At 72.3% G+C, this 15,890-nt stretch carries 15 protein-coding genes; 9 read left to right on the top strand and 6 right to left on the bottom strand.

All coding sequences use genetic code 11. The features are described from left to right. Positions 1 to 145 precede the first annotated feature (145 nt). From egtA to egtD, 4 genes are read left to right on the top strand one after another with little or no spacing between them, the layout of a single operon-like run. Entirely contained in the window at positions 146 to 1,420 is a 1,275-nt protein-coding gene (egtA, locus tag L3078_RS39950) for an ergothioneine biosynthesis glutamate--cysteine ligase EgtA (RefSeq protein ID WP_239759109.1), read from the top strand. Beyond that, entirely contained in the window at positions 1,417 to 2,763 is a 1,347-nt protein-coding gene (gene egtB, locus L3078_RS39945; RefSeq protein ID WP_239759108.1) for an ergothioneine biosynthesis protein EgtB, read from the top strand. The genes egtA and egtB overlap by 4 nt, the downstream gene beginning before the upstream one ends. Next, complete coding sequence (egtC, locus tag L3078_RS39940) at positions 2,763 to 3,572, top strand: ergothioneine biosynthesis protein EgtC (protein WP_239759107.1); 810 nt, start codon at positions 2,763 to 2,765, stop codon at positions 3,570 to 3,572. Before egtB ends, egtC begins: the two co-directional genes overlap by 1 nt. Next, complete coding sequence (gene egtD / locus L3078_RS39935; protein WP_239759106.1) at positions 3,569 to 4,531, top strand: L-histidine N(alpha)-methyltransferase; 963 nt, start codon at positions 3,569 to 3,571, stop codon at positions 4,529 to 4,531. Before egtC ends, egtD begins: the two co-directional genes overlap by 4 nt. Positions 4,532 to 4,711: 180 nt before the next feature. Here the strand turns inward: egtD and L3078_RS39930 are convergent, their stop codons facing one another. Next, a complete protein-coding gene (locus L3078_RS39930; protein WP_239759105.1) occupies positions 4,712 to 5,962 on the bottom strand; it encodes a multidrug effflux MFS transporter in 1,251 nt (416 codons plus the stop codon). Positions 5,963 to 5,997: 35 nt separating this feature from the next. On the opposite strand from L3078_RS39930, the gene L3078_RS39925 reads away from it, so the two are divergent. Together L3078_RS39925 and L3078_RS39920 are read left to right on the top strand one after the other, a co-directional pair. Then, positions 5,998 to 6,477 carry a MarR family winged helix-turn-helix transcriptional regulator gene (locus L3078_RS39925; protein ID WP_239759104.1) on the top strand — a complete coding sequence of 160 codons (480 nt, stop codon included), beginning with the start codon at positions 5,998 to 6,000 and terminating at the stop codon, positions 6,475 to 6,477. Positions 6,478 to 6,693: 216 nt separating this feature from the next. Continuing rightward, positions 6,694 to 6,909 carry a dodecin gene (locus L3078_RS39920; protein WP_239759103.1) on the top strand — a complete coding sequence of 72 codons (216 nt, stop codon included), beginning with the start codon at positions 6,694 to 6,696 and terminating at the stop codon, positions 6,907 to 6,909. Positions 6,910 to 6,930: 21 nt separating this feature from the next. Here L3078_RS39920 and L3078_RS39915 read toward each other — a convergent pair whose 3' ends face one another. Further along, positions 6,931 to 7,419 (bottom strand): phosphatase domain-containing protein, encoded by a 489-nt coding sequence (locus L3078_RS39915; protein ID WP_239759102.1) that lies wholly within the window; start codon positions 7,417 to 7,419, stop codon positions 6,931 to 6,933. Positions 7,420 to 7,554: 135 nt separating this feature from the next. Between L3078_RS39915 and L3078_RS39910 the strand changes: the two genes are divergently transcribed. Further along, positions 7,555 to 8,652, top strand: a complete 1,098-nt coding sequence (locus tag L3078_RS39910; protein WP_239759101.1) for an NAD(P)/FAD-dependent oxidoreductase — start codon at positions 7,555 to 7,557, stop codon at positions 8,650 to 8,652. Between the two features lie 127 nt (positions 8,653 to 8,779). Here the strand turns inward: L3078_RS39910 and L3078_RS39905 are convergent, their stop codons facing one another. Next, positions 8,780 to 9,298: a MarR family winged helix-turn-helix transcriptional regulator gene (locus L3078_RS39905; protein ID WP_239759100.1), complete on the bottom strand. Its 519-nt coding sequence runs from the start codon at positions 9,296 to 9,298 to the stop codon at positions 8,780 to 8,782. Between the two features lie 79 nt (positions 9,299 to 9,377). On the opposite strand from L3078_RS39905, the gene L3078_RS39900 reads away from it, so the two are divergent. Continuing rightward, positions 9,378 to 10,346, top strand: a complete 969-nt coding sequence (locus L3078_RS39900; RefSeq protein ID WP_239759099.1) for an alpha/beta hydrolase — start codon at positions 9,378 to 9,380, stop codon at positions 10,344 to 10,346. A gap of 72 nt (positions 10,347 to 10,418) precedes the next feature. Here the strand turns inward: L3078_RS39900 and L3078_RS39895 are convergent, their stop codons facing one another. Further along, entirely contained in the window at positions 10,419 to 11,357 is a 939-nt protein-coding gene (locus tag L3078_RS39895; RefSeq protein ID WP_239759098.1) for an EamA family transporter, read from the bottom strand. Positions 11,358 to 11,425: 68 nt separating this feature from the next. Between L3078_RS39895 and L3078_RS39890 the strand changes: the two genes are divergently transcribed. Beyond that, on the top strand, positions 11,426 to 12,352 hold the full coding sequence (locus tag L3078_RS39890; protein ID WP_239759097.1) for a LysR family transcriptional regulator: 927 nt from the start codon (positions 11,426 to 11,428) through the stop codon (positions 12,350 to 12,352). Here L3078_RS39890 and L3078_RS39885 read toward each other — a convergent pair. Together L3078_RS39885 and L3078_RS39880 are read right to left on the bottom strand one after the other, a co-directional pair. After that, positions 12,337 to 13,998 (bottom strand): hypothetical protein, encoded by a 1,662-nt coding sequence (locus tag L3078_RS39885; protein WP_239760672.1) that lies wholly within the window; start codon positions 13,996 to 13,998, stop codon positions 12,337 to 12,339. The two genes, L3078_RS39890 and L3078_RS39885, sit on opposite strands and share 16 nt — an antisense overlap. Positions 13,999 to 14,024: 26 nt before the next feature. After that, a complete protein-coding gene (locus L3078_RS39880) occupies positions 14,025 to 15,857 on the bottom strand; it encodes a flavin-containing monooxygenase (RefSeq protein ID WP_239759096.1) in 1,833 nt (610 codons plus the stop codon). Between the last annotated feature and the right edge of the window lie 33 nt (positions 15,858 to 15,890).

The raw sequence follows: 15,890 nt of genomic DNA, 5'->3' as shown, positions 1-15,890 counted from the left end.
AACGGAGATCGTCGATCCGCATTGCCACGATGTGCCCCCTTGTGCGAAAGCGGCGCGAGGGTTTTGGGTGGGACGAGCGCCGCCGGTCCCGCCCCACCGGGCGCGGACGGCGGCTTGGCAGATGGCATCTCAGGAGGATCCCGACATGTCAGATTCGACGAGTGGCTGTACGGAGCACCGCTCCCCGGTCACCGAGGCGGAGGTGGAGGCCCTGGTCCGGGGCATCTGCTTCAAGACCGGTCCACCCCGCACCCTCGGTGTCGAGCTGGAATGGCACATCCACGAGCTGCGTGATCCGCGGCTCAAGGCAACACCCGCACGACTCGAAGCGGCCTACGCCGCACTGCGGACCCTGACCCTGAACTCGGCCCTGACCGTCGAACCCGGCGGCCAGCTGGAGCTCAGCTCGGCACCGGCCGCCTCCCTGACGGAGTGCGTCGGGTCCGTCTCGGCCGACCTCGCCGCCGTACGCGCGACACTGCGCGAGGCGGACCTCGGCATCAGCGGCCACGGCCACGAACCCTGGAACCCCCCGACCCGCTACCTCCACGAGCCCCGGTACGACGCGATGGAGATCTATCTCGACCGCTTCGGACCCGAGGGGCGGGCCATGATGTGCTCCTCCGCCTCGGTGCAGGTATGTCTCGACGCCGGGTACGAGGAGCCGGGCCCCCTCGGCCACCGGCGGCGCTGGTGGCTGTCGCACCAGCTCGGCGCCGTGCTGGTGGCGGCGTTCGCGCACTCCCCGCTGGCACGCGGCCGGGTCACCGGCTGGCGTTCGACGCGGCAGGCGCTGTGGGCCGCCATGGACCCCGGGCGGACGGACGCGCCCTCGCTGGACGGCGACCCGCGCGCGGCGTGGGCCCGGCTGGTGCTGGACGCGCCCGTGATGTGCGTCCGGGCCGAGGACGGCCCCTGGGGGGTGCCCGGAGCGATGACGTTCCGGGAGTGGACGCGGTCCGGCACCCCGCCGAGCCGCGCCGACCTCGACTACCACCTGACGACGCTGTTCCCGCCGGTGCGCCCGCGTGGCCATCTGGAGTTCCGCATGATCGACGCCCAGCCCGGCGAGGACGGGTGGATCGTGCCGCTCGCCGTGACGACGGCGCTGTTCGAGGACCCGGAGGCCGCCGAGACCGCGTACCGGGCCGTCAAACCCCTCGCGGAGCGGGCCGGTTCGCAGCCGCCACCGCGCAATCCGCTGTGGGAGTCGGCCATCCGCGACGGGCTGACCGATCCCGAACTGCGGGAGACCGCCGCCGTCTGCTTCGCCGCCGCGGCTGAGGCGCTGCCCAGACTCGGGGCGAGCCCCGAGGTGCGGGACGCGGTCGCGGCGTACACCGACCGCTATGTGGCGCGGGGACGCTGCCCCGCCGACGATCTGCTCGACCTGTTCCACGGGAAGGACATCCCCGCATGACCGCACCCGAGACGCCGGCTCCGACGACCGGCGCCGATCCCGACATACTCCGGGAGCGCGCGCTGGCGGCGCTGACCACGGCCCGGGCCCGCACCGCGCTCCTGACCACCGCCGTCGACGAACCCGATCTCACCGCGCAGCACTCGCCGCTGATGTCGCCCCTGGTGTGGGACCTCGCCCACATCGGCAACCAGGAGGAGCTGTGGCTGCTGCGGAACGTCGCCGGGAGGGAGGCGATGCGGCCCGACATCGACGGGCTGTACGACGCCTTCGAGCATCCGCGCTCCGAGCGGCCCTCGCTGCCGCTGCTGCCGCCCGAGGAGGCCCGCGGGTATCTGGCGGAGGTGCGCGGCCGGGCGCTGGACGTGCTGGAGAGCATCGACTTCCACGGCACCCGGCTCACCGACGCGGGCTTCGCCTTCGGCATGATCGCCCAGCATGAACAGCAGCACGACGAGACGATGCTGATCACCCATCAGTTGCGCAAGGGACCGGCGGTGCTGTCGGCCCCGGACCCGGAGCCGGTCCCGCTGTTCACCGGACCGGTCGAAGTCCTCGTCCCCGGCGGCGAGTTCACGATGGGGACCTCGGACGAGCCGTGGGCGCTGGACAACGAACGGCCCGCGCACCGGCGGACCGTCCCCGCGTTCCACATCGACACCACGCCGGTGACGAACGGCGCGTACCAGGCGTTCATCGAGGACGGCGGGTACGACGACGCGCGCTGGTGGACGGCCGAGGGCTGGGACCACATCCGGGCGCACGGCATCCACGCGCCGCTGTTCTGGCGGCGCGACGGCCGGCAGTGGCTGCGGCGGCGCTTCGGGGTCACCGAGGTGGTACCGGCCGACGAGCCGGTGCTGCACGTGTGCTGGTACGAGGCCGACGCCTACGCCCGCTGGGCGGGGCGGCGGCTGCCCACGGAGGCCGAGTGGGAGAAGGCCGCCCGGCACGACCCGGTCACCGGACGCTCCGCCCGCTACCCGTGGGGTGACGCCGACCCGGAGCCCGAGCACGCCAACCTGGGTCAGCGGCATCTGCGCCCGGCACCGGCCGGCAGCTATCCGGCGGGGGAATCCCCCCTGGGGGTACGGCAGTTAATCGGTGACGTGTGGGAGTGGACGTCGAGTGACTTCCTGCCCTACCCGGGGTTCACGGCGTTCCCGTACAAGGAGTACTCGGAGGTGTTCTTCGGCCCCGAGTACAAGGTGCTGCGCGGTGGCGCGTTCGCCGTGGACCCGGTGGCGTGCCGGGGGACGTTCCGCAACTGGGACTATCCGATCCGGCGGCAGATCTTCAGCGGCTTCCGCACGGCGCGGGACGCCTCCCCGGAGGTCGTCTGATGTGTCGTCATCTCGCTTATCTGGGGCCGGAGTCGGCGCTGGGCCGGATTCTGGTGGATCCGCCGCACAGCCTGTTCCGGCAGTCGTGGGCGCCCCGGCGGCAGCGGCACGGGACCGTGAACGCCGACGGTTTCGGGGTCGGCTGGTACGCCGAGGGCGACCCGGTGCCGGGGCGCTACCGCCGGTCCGGGCCCATCTGGGGGGACCTGTCCTTCACCGACCTGGCCCGGGTGGTCCGTTCCGGGGCGCTGCTGGCCGCCGTGCGGGACGCCACGGTGCCGGGCGCGGACAACGAGGCCGCGGCGGCGCCGTACGCCGCCGGGCCCTGGCTGTTCAGCCACAACGGGGCGGTCGCCGGCTGGCCCCGGTCGCTGGGGCACCTCGCGGACGGTCTGCCCGCCGCGGACCTGCTGTCGATGGAGGCCCGCAACGACTCCGCGCTCGTGTGGGCGCTGGTCCTGAACCGGCTGCGCGCGGGCGACGAGGAGGGCCAGGCGCTGGCCGACACGGTCCTCGACGTCGCCCGGGCGGCGCCCGGTTCGCGGCTCAACCTGCTGCTGACCAACGGGGAGGCGATCGCCGCGACGGCCTGGGGCGACACGCTCTGGTACCTCGCCGAGCCCGGCCGCAGCACGGTCGTGGCGTCCGAGCCGTACGACGACGATCCGCACTGGGTGGAGGTCCCGGACCGCACGCTGCTGGCGGCGAGCCGTACGGACGTCCTGCTCACCCCGCTCAAGGAGCTGGAGGAGCCCAGCCGCCCGCACGACGAGACCGACTCCGCACCGTCGAAGGAGCCTTCCGCGTGAGCCCGTTCCTTCTCACCCGCACCCTGCCCGAGGACGCCACCGACGCGGCCCTGCGCGCCGATGTCCTCCAGGGCCTGACCCGCACGCCGAAGACACTGCCGCCGAAGTGGTTCTACGACGCGCGCGGCAGTGAACTGTTCGAGCAGATCACCGAGTTGCCCGAGTACTACCCGACCCGTGCCGAGCGGGAGATCCTCGTCGGCCGGGCGGGCGAGATCGCCGCGGCGAGCGGTGCGCGCACCCTGGTCGAGCTGGGGTCCGGTTCCTCCGACAAGACCCGGCATCTGCTGGACGCGATGCCGGGCCTGCACACCTATGTGCCGGTCGACGTGAGCGAGAGCGCGCTGCGGCAGGCCGGGGAGGCGCTGGTCGCCGAGCGGCCGGGGCTGAACGTGCACGCGCTGATCGCCGACTTCACCACCGGGCTCGTCCTGCCCGAGACGCCGGGGCCGCGTCTGGTGGCGTTCCTCGGCGGCACGATCGGCAATCTGGTGCCCGAGGAGCGCGCGGCGTTCCTGGCCGCCGTACGGGGCCTGCTGGCGCCCGGTGACACGCTGCTGCTGGGCACGGACCTGGTCAAGGACGAGGGCGTGCTGGTCGCCGCGTACGACGACGCGGCCGGGGTGACGGCCGAGTTCAACAAGAACGTGCTCAGCGTGGTCGACCGGGAACTGGGGGCGGACTTCGACCCCGACGCGTTCGACCATGTCGCCCTCTGGAACGCGGAGTGCGAGTGGATCGAGATGCGGCTGCGGTCCCGTACGACGCAGACCGTGAAGATCCCGGCGCTGGACCTCGCGGTCGATTTCGAGGCCGGGGAGGAACTGCGGACCGAGGTGTCAGCGAAGTTCCGCAGGGAGGGGGTGCGGGCCGAACTTGCTTCTGCGGGGCTGGAGTTGACGCGGTGGTGGACGGATGAGCAGGGCCGGTTCGCGCTGTCGTTGAGCGGGGTGCGGTAGGGGAGGGCGGCGGCGGGGTGTGCGTTGTCGGGTGCGGGGCGGTGGGGCTTCTCGCGCAGTTCCCCGCGCCCCTGCACTCGTCGTTTCAGGGCTGAGTTGAGTCGCCCTGACGACCTGTGGGAAGGGGCGCCCCCGCCGCAGGCCCCGGCGCCTGTATGCCGACCGGGGCCAGGATGCTCTTCACGTACGGCGGGCGTGGAGAACGGCCAGCGCGGCTGCGGCGCAGATGACCATGGTGGTGCCCATGGCGACTGCGGTGACCTGGCCGCCCAGGCTCATGGCGAAGGCGGCGAGGCCGCCGACGAGGAATTGCAGTAGTCCCTGCAGGGAGGAAGCGGCTCCGGCGGCGGAGCCGTGGCCGCTCAGCGCCAGGGATGTGGCGTTGGCCAGCACGATACCGATCATGGACACCACCAGGAAAAGGCAGGCCAGCAGCAGCGGTAGCGGGAGGCCCAGCATGGCGCAGGCCAGGACGCCGGCGGAGCCGAGGGTTGCCACGGTCAGACTGACGCGCAGCAGTGTGTGCTCGTCGGCGGCGCGGCCGACGAGCCGGCCGCCGACCTGCCCGAGCAGCACGATGCCCAGACCGTTGAGGCCGAAGACGAGGCTGAACTGCTGGGCCGTGAGCCCGTAGGCGTCTTGCAGGACGAACGACGATCCGGAGATGTAGGCGAACACGGCAGCGAACATCAGTGCCGCGGAAAGCACGTACCGCAGGTAATGGAGGTCGGTGACCAGCGTCCGGAAGGTCCGCAGCGTCGCGCGCAGGTGGGCCGGCGCCCGCTTGGCGTCCGGCAGCGACTCAGGCAACGCGAAGACGACCGCGAGCAGCAGGACGGCCCCGATGGCGGCGAGCACCAGGAACACCGCACGCCAGGTGGTGAGCGTCAGCAGTTGTCCGCCGATGACGGGCGCCAAGACCGGGGCGACACCGTTGACGACCATGAGGGTGGAGAAGAACCGGGTCATGGCGGTGCCGGAGAACAGGTCCCGCACGATGGCCCGCGCCAGGACCGCGCCCGCGGCCGCACCCAGCGACTGCAGTATCCGGCCGGCGATCAGGTAGCCGACGGTGGGCGCCAGCGCGCACCACAGCGACCCCGCCAGGTACAGCGCCATACCGGCGAGCAGCGGGCGGCGCCGGCCCCATGCGTCCGACAGTGGACCGACGATGACCTGGAAGAGGGCCAGGCCGACGACGAACGCCGTGAGGGTCATCTGAACCAGCGGCGCACTGGTGTGCAACTGGTGGGCCATGCTCGGCATGGCGGGTAGGTACATGTCGATCGTGAGTGCGCCGAAGGCACTCAGCGAGCCGAGCAGCAGGGCCAGCCGCGCCCTGTGCCCCAGGTTCACCGGCTTCGGGACGTCGGTGCTCTCCGCCGTGGCGACCGTCTGCCGATCTTGCGCATCACCATGAGTTATGGACATATAATTATGCTGCCATAACTCGATAGGGTGGTGCCATGCCCCGCGACACGAAAGACGCCGTCGGCGCGGACACCGGTGGCCCGCTCGCCGACCTCGCCGACCTCGCCGACCTGATCCTCAACGTCGGCCGGCTGGTGCGTGCCCGGACTCCGGAAGACCCGCAGGTGGTGACACTGACCGAAACCGAGCGGCAGGTGATGCGGGTCGTCGACCTGCACCCGGGGGCCGCGCCGAGCGAGATCGCCCGCCGCACCCGGCTGCAGCGCACCAACGTCAGCACGGCGCTGCGCAGCCTCGAGGGCAAGGGGATGGTTTCCCGCGCCGCCACCAACGGCCGCGGCATCGCCGTGCGCCCGACCGAACTCGCGGCGGCCAACCTCCGGTTGCTGCGCGCCGCCTGGGCACAGGAGCTCGCCGACATCCTGGGCGACGACCTCGACACGGTCCGGAAATGCACCCACCTGCTCAGCCACCTGGAACAGCGGCTCACCGCCGACGACCAAGGCGGTCCATGACCACACGAGACCTGTTGGGCCGTCGAGCGGGCCTGGCCTCATAGCCCCTGCGTTTCAGGGGCGCGGGGAACTGCGCGGCCGGCCCCCACCGAACCTGCACCCGACGACGCACCCCCACCCACCCCGGCCCCCTCGCGAACCGGCGGAGCCTGAGGCACCGTGGAGTGACGTGTGGCCCGTCGGCCACCGGTGGAGCACGCGACAAGGAGAACCCGCATGACCGACCACGTGTACCGGGTCACCGAGATCGTCGGCAGTTCGGCCGAGAGCGTCGACCACGCCATCCGCAACGGCGTCGCCCGCGCCTCCCAGACCCTGCGCAACCTGGACTGGTTCGAGGTGACGCAGGTCCGGGGCCACATCGAGGACGGCCAGATCGCGCACTACCAGGTCGGCCTCAAGGTCGGCTTCCGGCTCGACGACGCCGGCTGAGGGACCGGGGCCGCCCGCCCCTCAGGTCCGCCCCTCCCGCTCCTGTGCCACCTGCAGCGCGGCGGAGGTCGCGGCCCAGCGCGCCCGTACGACCGTGAAGCCCGCCCGCTCCGCGTCCTCGCAGACCAGTTCGTCGTCGTCCACGAGGACGCGGATCTCGCGGGTCCGGGCGAGGTCGCGGAGGATCTCCAGCTTGGTGCGGCGGGCGGGCCTGCGGTCGTTGTTCCGGCGCATCCAGATCCGTCCCTCCGGCAGCTCCTGCGCGGCCAGCCAGTCGACGGTGTCGCGACGGCAGCGCTCGGGGCGCCCGGTCAGATACACGACCTCGCACTCCTCCGCGCTCTCCCGCGCGAGCGCCACCCCCTCGGGCAGCGGCGGGTCCTGCGGCGCGGCGGCGAAGAACGCGTCCCAGTCGCGCGGGCTGCGCTCCAGGAACCGCTGCCGGTGCGCGGTGTCGGCGAGGGTGTTGTCCAGATCGAATACGGCGAGGGGCCGGTCGTTGTCGGTCACGGCACCAGCCTAGGCAGCCGCTGACTCGTGTCGTCCCTCGTCGCTTCACACAACAACCACGAACCCCGCCAGTAGCTTGAGGTTTCAAACGTTATGGTCGTCATCTCTCCCCCCACCCAGCACAGGAGAATCGGCGTGCCTGACGGCGAAGTGATCGTGATCGGCGGCGGATACGGCGGCATCCGCCTCGCCAAACAGCTGGACGAGATAGCCCGGGTCACCCTCGTGGACCGCAAGGAGGTCTTCTTCCACCGCATCGCCGCACTGCGCGCGGGCGTGCGCGAGGCCTGGACGTTCACCCCCTTCATCCCGTACGACCGACTGCTGCGCCACGGCCGTGTGGTCGTCGGCAAGGCGGTCGACATCGACACCGGCGAGCGGCAGGTGAAGCTCGCCACGGGTGAGCGCCTGCCGTACGACGTGGTGGTGATCGCGACCGGCGCGGACTATCCCGAGCCGGCGCGTTTCCTGGGCACCACCCCCGATGAGGCGGGCAAGACGTTCGCCGCGCACCAGGAGAGCGTGGCCGCCGCCGAGCACGTCCTGATCGTCGGCGGCGGGCCCGGCGGTGTGGAGCTCGCCGCCGAGATCCGGCTGGCCCGGCCGGACGCGCGGGTCACCCTCGCGCACGCGGGATCGGACCTGCTCAGCTCCACCGGCAGCAAGTGGGCCGGGCGGCGTGCCCTGAGCTGGCTGGAGGCGCACGACGTGGACGTGCGGCTCGACTCGTTCGTCTCCCAGGGGCCCGACTTCGGCACGTACCGGGACGGCCGGGGCGGACTCATCGAGGCGGACCTGTCCTTCTGGGCCAACGGCACCACGCCGAACACGCTCTGGCTGCGGCTGGCCGGGCACGGGGCGTGGCTGAACTCGGCCGGGCAGGTGACGGTCGACCGGATGCTGCGGGTCGACGGGCGGCTCGACGTGTTCGCGGTCGGTGACGTGAACGATGTGAGCGAGCTGAAGGTCTCCCCCGTCGCGTTCGCCCAGGCGGACATCGCCGCCCACAACATCCGTGCGTATCTGGAGAGTTCGGGCCGGCACCGCAAGGAACCGCGGGTGTACCGGCCGATCCGGCGGACCCCGCTGATCATCCCTCTCGGTTCGGCCGACGGGATCACGCTGGTGCCGGTGCCGGGTGGTGAGACGGCCGTGCTGGGGGGTCGGACGTCGACACTGGCGAAGGCCAAGACCCTGATGACGCCGTATGTGCGGAGGCAGTTGGGCTACTGAGGGGCGGGGGCGGGGAAGGGTTCGTCGTTCGGGTGCGGGTGCGTGGGGGCTGGTCGCGCAGTTCCCCGCGCCCCTGAAAAGCAGGGGCTGCGCCCCGTGCTTTTCGACAACGCACCCGAGCCGGCCCTCAATCCCCCCGCACACCCCCCGCCGCCTCCTGCTCCACCACTTCGTTCGCGTGTGTCAGGAAGTCGTCGACCATCCGGTGGAACAGCCCCGCGAGCTGGCGCAGCTCCTCCGGGGACCATTCGGCCAGCGCCATCTGCATCCCTCGGACCCCGGCCTCGCGGATACGCCCTATCGCCTCCTGGCCGGCCGCCGTCAGCTCGATGCGCTGGGCGCGGCGGTCGTCCGGGTCCGGTACGCGGGTGACGTAGCCGGTCCGCTGGAGCTGCTGGACCTGGCGGGTGACATGGGAGGCCTCGACGCCGAGCCGGTTGGCCAACTCCCCCGGGCGCAGCGGCTCGGAGTCGGCGATCTGCCGCAGCAGGGCCACGGCGGCGCGGTCCAGCGGCACACCGGCCAGGCTCATCAGGCGCTCGTGCGCCCGCGCCCGGGTACTGAGGTAGGTGATGCGAGTGAGGGCTCGCTCGATCTCGATCACTTCCGCCGAGGCGGGGTCGGAGGGTAGCGGTGATGGGGACATGGGAGCTACTTTACCATCTTGTTGCCTGACTCAAGTAAATTCATCGCCTCGGGTAACCCCCGCGACCGAACGGAGCCCCATGTCCCTTCTCGCCCGTCCGGCGGTGGCCGCCTTCGCGGCCAAGGCGATGCAGCGTATCGCGTCAGTGGCGAGCCGCCGGGCCGGCGGCCCGGGTTCCGCCGCCGCGTGGCGCGCCCGGCTGCCCGAATACGCCTGCGCCACCCGCGAGTTGACCGTCCCCACCGCCTACGGGCCGACCCGCGCCGTCCTGTACCTGCCCGCCGGTGACGGCACCCCTCCCCCGCCGGTCCACGTCAACTTCCACGGCGGCGGGTACGTCCTGCCCCAGATCGAGCTGGACGACGCGCTCTGCCGCTGCATAGCCGTCGAGGCGGGGGTGGCCGTCCTCAACGTGGACTACGTGGTCGCCCCGCAGCACCCGTTCCCGGCGCCGCCCCGGCAGGCGTACGAGATCGTGCGCTGGGTCGCCGGACACGGGGGCGAGCACGGCTGGGACGGCGACCGGCTCTCGGTGGGCGGCCAGAGCGCGGGCGGCGGGCTCGCGGCGGCGGTGGCCCGCCAGGCCCTGGAGGAGGGCGGCCCCTCGATCGCCCTCCAGGTCCTGCACTACCCGCCGCTCGACCTCGCCACCGCCGCCCGCGACAAGCGGGCCGCGATCGCCAGGCCGCTGCTGCGCCCGTGGATGGCGGACGTCTTCGACAGCGCGTACATCCCGGACCCGAAGCGGCGCGCGGACCGGCTGGCCTCGCCGGCGAACCCCTCGGACACGGCCGATCTCCGGGGCATCGCCCCGGCCTTCGTCGTCACCGCCGAGTTCGACCTCCTCAAGTCCGAGGGCGTCGCCTACGCCGACCGGCTCCGCACCGCCGGGTCCCTGGTCGGTCACCACGACGTGGGGGGCGCCGACCACGGCTACGACACCGGCGACGAGGCCCGGGCCCGCGAGGTGTACCCGCTGATCGCCGCACGCGTGCGGCAGGCCTTCGCCGCGGAAGGGTCCGAGGGAGCGGCCGAGGGGGCGGTGTAGAGCGGGCGTGTTCCGGGACGCGCTCGTTCTCACGAGGTTCGCACGGCTACACGGTCCGCACGGCTGGGGCGCTCAGCGGCGTGGCATCAGCATGCTGAGCGCGTTCGCCGAGACGACCGCGCCGATCGCCGCCCACTCGATCCCGCCCAGCTGCTGCCCGAGCATGATCCAGCCCGCGAACGCGGCCAGGACCGGGTTGACGCTCATGAAGAGCCCGAACACCTGGGCGGGCACACGGCGCAGGGTGAACACGTCCGCGAGGTATGGCACCGCCGAGGCCAGGACCCCGGCGGCGATCGCGTACCCGACGGCCCCGGCCGTCGGCGGGTTCCGTACGACCACGACGGCACCGACCGGCAGGAAGGCCAGCGCGGAGAGGCCCGCGGCCGCCGCGGAGCCCTGCGCACCGGGGATACGGCGGCCGACGGTGCGGTTGAGGAGGATGTAGGACGCCCAGCAGACGGCGGCCAGGAGTCCGAGGGCCATACCGAGGTGGTCGGCGGACGGCTGCGGTCGCATCAGGGTGACCACGCCCAGGCCGGCGATCAGCGCACAGCACGCGTCCACCCGGCGGCGCGAGCCGGCCAGCGCGATGGCCAGCGGGCCGAGGAACTCCAGGGTCACCGCCAGCCCGAGGCCGATGCGGTCGATGGCCGTGTAGAGCGACAGGTTCATCGTCCCGAACACCAGCGCCAGCAGCACCACAGGCCACCACTGCCGTGCGGTGAAGGACCTCAGCCGGGGCCGGCCGACGGCCACCAGCACGATCGCGGCGACGTACTGCCGGATCGCGACGACCCCGGCGGGCCCGAGCACCGGGAAGGCCAGCGACCCGAGCGCCGCACCGACCTGGTTGGAGACACCGCAGCCGACCATGGTGAGGACACCGGCCAGCCGCGAGCCGCCCGGCTCGGGAAGCGCGTCGGGAGCAGGGGCCGGTGCGGCGGGCACGGGGAGCGGACCGGAGGGGGCGGGCGCGGAGCCGGCGGCGGAGAGGGCGGCGGTGTCCATGAGCCGATCGTGCGCCCGGCCCTCCCTTGCGCAAAATGCATCCGCTTCGGGATCCATACGCTGGAGTCATGGATGGCAGAGATGACAGGGATGCCAGGGATGACAGGGATGACAGCGGTGATGACTCGGCGTCCGGCGCCGGGAAGGTGGAGCTGCGGCAGCTGCGCTGTCTCGTGGCGATCGTCGACGAGGGCACTTTCACCGACGCGGCGATCGCGCTCGACGTCTCCCAGGCGGCGGTCTCCCGCACCCTGGCCTCACTCGAACGGGCCCTGGGCGTACGGCTGTTGCGGCGGACCTCACGCGAGGTGACGCCCACGCCGACCGGGCTGCGGGTGGTGGCGCACGCGCGGCGGGTGCTCGGCGAGGTGGACGACCTGGTGCGGGAGGCGACCTCGGGGCAGGTGCGGCTGCGCGTCGGGTACGCCTGGTCGGCGCTCGGCCGGCACACGCTGACGTTCCAGCGTCGCTGGCGTGCCGCGCACCCGGAGACGGACCTGCAGTTCGTCCGGGCCAACTCCCCCACGGCCGGGCTGGCGGAGGGTTCGTGCGACCTGGCGGTGGTCCGGCGGGCGGTCGACGACCGCCGGTTCGACTCGGCGATCGTGGGGCTGGAGCGGCGGCTGTGCGCGATGGCGAGCGACGATCCGCTGGCCCGCCGCCGCTCGGTACGGCTCGCCGATCTCAGCGGGTACACCCTGCTCGTCGACCGCCGCACCGGCACGACCACCACCGACCTGTGGCCGCCCGGCTCCCGTCCCGCGACCGAACGCACGCACGACGTCGACGAATGGCTGACCACGATCGCGACGGGCCGCGCCGTCGGGGTGACCGCGGAGTCCACCGCCAACCAGTACCGGCGGCCCGGCGTCGTCTACCGGCCGGTGCGCGACGCCGAGCCGATCGCCGTCCGGCTGGCCTGGTGGCGGGACGACCCGCATCCCGCCACCCCGGCCGCCATCGAACTGCTCACCGCGCTCTACCGCACCGGCTGAGCCGCCGTCCCCTCCCCCGCCCTCGGCGTCAGCCGCAGCACGGTGCCCTCACCGTTGGCGGACAGCAGGAGGGTCCCGTCCGGGGCGGCCGCGAGACCCGCGAAACGCCGGGCCATCCCGGGCATGACGTCCGCGAACGGCGCCGGTTCGGTGCGCGGGACGACACCCGGCGGCGGACCCACCGGCAGGTCCTCCGCGTCGGTCCGCCGCGCCCCGGTGGTGAGGGAGACCGCGCTCAGCCTGCGGGGCCCCGTCTCCACCACGAAGAGGTCGTCGCCGAGGACCGTCAGACCCTGGGGTGCGCCCAGCCCGTCCATGACGACGCCCGTGACGCCGTCCGCCTCGATGCGGAGGACGGTCCCGAGCTTCTCCTCGCTGACGTAGAGACGGCCCTGCGCGTCGAAGGCCACGTCCGTGGGCCGGTCGAGGCCCTCGGCGAGCACGGTCACGGTGCCTTCTCGGTCTTCTCCGTCTTCTCGGTCCTCTCCGTCGCCGAGGGCCACGACCCGGCCCGCGCCCGTCTCGGCGACCACGAGGCCGCCGTCCGGTGCGACCGCGATGCCGATGGGTCGGTTCAGCCCCCGCGCCCGCTCCCGGAGCGCCCCGCTCTTCGGGTCGTAGGTCTGCACCATGCCGAACTGCGAGGTGTAGTGCAGCAGTTCACCGTCGGCGGTGATGCCGTGGGCGAAGGGCAGCAGCAGAGGCGTCGTCACCCCCTCGGGTGCCGGGCTCGCCAACCGGTAGTGGTCGGCGGCGTAGACCGTGCCGCCGAGGTCGATCGTCACGCCGTAGGGGCCGTCGAGACCGCGGCGCACGATCTCGCGGGTGCGGCCGTCGGGGTGCATCTCCGTGACGCCGCCGGTGGCGTAGCTGGAGACGAACATGCGGTTCTCGGCGTCGAACGCCGCGTTGTCCAGGCCCGTCAGCCCGCTGGTGACGAGGGTGCGGGTACCGGAACCGTGCAGGTCGACGCGGGTGACGATGCCCTCGGCGCCCCGGGAGAGGACGTGCAGGACACCGGCCCGGTCGAAGCGGACCGCGACCGGCTCGTGCACGTCCTCGGCGACCACCTCCGGCGTCCCGCCGTCCGGCGGGATCCGCCAGACCTGACCGGTGATCATGTGCGGGTAGTAGAGGTGCCCGTCCGGGCCGAGCTGCATCGCGTTCCCGAGGGCGAGCCCTGCCGTGAGCACGACCGGGTCGCCACCGTCCGGGAACAGCTCCATCAGCCTGCCGTCGGGCTTCATCTCATTGACGAAGAGCCGGTCGCCGACACAGGTGATGCCGTTGGGGTTGGTGACGTCGTCGGAGACGAGGCGGTACTCCCCCGCCGTGCTCCGCCGCCACACCCGGCCCGGCACCAGGTCCGCTATGTACATCGAGCCGTCCGCGCCGAAGGCGAGGTCGTCCGGCGACTGCACGGGACCGTCCATCGGGACGACGACCTCCACGTCCCCGGTCGCCGGGTCGACGGCGCTGATCTGTCCCGCGAGGAACTGCGCGACGTACAGCCGCCCGTCGGGGCCGAACGCGACCCCGTTGGAACCCCACAGCGGATTGGGCGGGTTGAGCCGCCGCGCCTGCCAACGGGCGCTGGTGGTACGGAGATCGCCGGACGCGTCGTACCGGTTGGGTCGTGTGCTGATGTCGTCCACCGTCGTCTCCCCCGGCCTCACTCGGCGCCCACGAGGACGTCGTCCATGCCGCCGTCCGCGCGCCACCGGCGCAGCAGTTCGTGGAAGGCGACCGGTCCGTCGCCGTACGACTCGCTGCGCTCCCTCGGCCGGCCCTCGTTGTTGTAGTAGCCGGGGGTGCACTCCGCCTGGAACGTGTACAGGTCGGCGGCCTTCTCGCGGATGGTGGCGACCCAGGCGTCCTGGGCCTCGGCGCTCGGCTCGACGTAGCGGGCGCGGCGCCTGCGGGCCTCGGCGACGACCTCGCCCACATGGATCGACTGCTGGTCGAGGATGTGGACGTAGTTGACGGCGCTGGCGTTCTGCATCGGGCCGAGCTGGAAGAGGTTGGGGAAGCCGTGGCTGTAGAAGCCGTGGAGGGTCTTCGGGCCGGCCGTCATCCAGGTCTCCAGCAGGCCGACGCCGTCGCGGCCGTACGCCGGGAGGCGGCCGGAGAGCAGGCCCGAGACACCGACCTCGAAGCCGGTGGCGAAGATGACGCAGTCCACCTCGTACTCGACCCCGCCGACCACCACGGCCTTCTCGGTGATCCGCTCGACGCCGTGGGTGTCGGCCGTGTCGACGAGGGTGACGTTGGGCCGGTTGAACGTCTGGAGGTAGTGGTCGCTGAAGGTGGGCCGCTTGCACATGTAGCGGTACCAGGGCTTCAGCTTCTCTGCGGTCTCCGGGTCCTCGACGATCGTCGCCACGCGGTCGCGCAGCTCGTTCATCTTCTGGAAGTCGGCGATCTCGTAGGCGCGTTCACGTTCGTCCGCCGGGACGTCCGCGTACGCCTCGGTCGGGATCAGCTTCTCCTGGAGGCGGGCGCTGCTGGTCCAGGCGTCGTTCACCAGGTCCGTCCCGACCCGGACCCCGGTGACGGTCTTCAGGAAGTTGTCCATCCGCGCGGCCTGCCAGCCGGGGGTGAGCGTCTTCGCCCACTCCGGGTCGGTGGGCCCGTTGCCGCGTACGTCGACCGTCGAGGGGGTGCGCTGGAAGACGTACAGATGGGCCGCGTCGGCCCCGAGGTGGGGGACGATCTGGATGGCGGTGGCGCCGGTGCCGATCACGGCCACGCGCTTGTCGGCGAGGCCGGTGAGGCCGCCGTTCGCGTCGCCGCCGGTGTAGTCGTAGTCCCAGCGGCTGGTGTGGAAGGTGTGGCCCTTGAAGGTCTCGATGCCGGGGATGCCCGGGAGTTTGGGCTGGCTGAGCGTGCCGCTGGAGACGACCACGTACCGGGCGCGCATGCGGTCGCCCCGGTCGGTGGTGACGATCCACTCCAACTCGGTCTCGTCCCAGCGCAGTTCGGTGGCGACCGTCTGGAAGGCGGCGTCCCGGTAGAGGTCGAAGTGACGGCCGATCGCCCGGGTGTGCTGCCGGATCTCCTCGCCGGGCGCGTACTTCCACTTCGGGACGTAGCCCAGCTCTTCGAGGAGCGGCAGATAGATGTACGACTCGATGTCGCAGTGGATGCCGGGGTAACGGTTCCAGTACCAGGTGCCGCCGAAGTCGCTCCCCTTCTCGATCACCCGGATCGACTCGACGCCCGCCTGGCGCAGCCGGGCCCCGGCGAGCAGCCCGCCGAAGCCGCCGCCCACGACGATCGCCTCGACGCGGTCGGTGAGCGGTTCCCGGGTGAACTCCCCGTCGGCGTACGGGTCGTCGTCGTAGTGCTCGAACTCGCCGGCGATCCGCTGGTACTGCCGGCCGCCGTCCGGGCGGATCCGGCGTTCACGCTCGGCGCGGTACCGGGCGCGGAGGGCGTCCGGGTCGAAGCCCAGCTCCTCGGGGTCGAGGGACGGGGGGCCGGACGGAGTGTGGGGGGTGGACATCGGTGTCCTCTCTGCGGTCCTCGGACGTCTGTG

This window comes from Streptomyces deccanensis, from assembly GCF_022385335.1.
Taxonomy (GTDB): domain Bacteria; phylum Actinomycetota; class Actinomycetes; order Streptomycetales; family Streptomycetaceae; genus Streptomyces; species Streptomyces deccanensis.
Note: the sequence above shows the minus strand (reverse complement) of the source record. Positions and strands in the feature narration are given on the sequence as shown.

Excerpts from the sequence above, each read along its gene's own strand:
- L3078_RS39930 (WP_239759105.1), bottom strand. The coding sequence starts at position 5,962 with ATGTCCATAACTCATGGTGATGCGCAAGATCGGCAGACGGTCGCCACG.
- L3078_RS39905 (WP_239759100.1), bottom strand. The coding sequence starts at position 9,298 with ATGTCCCCATCACCGCTACCCTCCGACCCCGCCTCGGCGGAAGTGATC.
- egtC (WP_239759107.1), top strand. The coding sequence starts at position 2,763 with ATGTGTCGTCATCTCGCTTATCTGGGGCCGGAGTCGGCGCTGGGCCGG.
- L3078_RS39900 (WP_239759099.1), top strand. The coding sequence starts at position 9,378 with ATGTCCCTTCTCGCCCGTCCGGCGGTGGCCGCCTTCGCGGCCAAGGCG.
- L3078_RS39925 (WP_239759104.1), top strand. The coding sequence starts at position 5,998 with ATGCCCCGCGACACGAAAGACGCCGTCGGCGCGGACACCGGTGGCCCG.
- L3078_RS39880 (WP_239759096.1), bottom strand. The coding sequence starts at position 15,857 with ATGTCCACCCCCCACACTCCGTCCGGCCCCCCGTCCCTCGACCCCGAG.
- L3078_RS39890 (WP_239759097.1), top strand. The coding sequence starts at position 11,426 with ATGGATGGCAGAGATGACAGGGATGCCAGGGATGACAGGGATGACAGC.
- egtB (WP_239759108.1), top strand. The coding sequence starts at position 1,417 with ATGACCGCACCCGAGACGCCGGCTCCGACGACCGGCGCCGATCCCGAC.
- L3078_RS39895 (WP_239759098.1), bottom strand. The coding sequence starts at position 11,357 with ATGGACACCGCCGCCCTCTCCGCCGCCGGCTCCGCGCCCGCCCCCTCC.
- L3078_RS39920 (WP_239759103.1), top strand. The coding sequence starts at position 6,694 with ATGACCGACCACGTGTACCGGGTCACCGAGATCGTCGGCAGTTCGGCC.
- egtA (WP_239759109.1), top strand. The coding sequence starts at position 146 with ATGTCAGATTCGACGAGTGGCTGTACGGAGCACCGCTCCCCGGTCACC.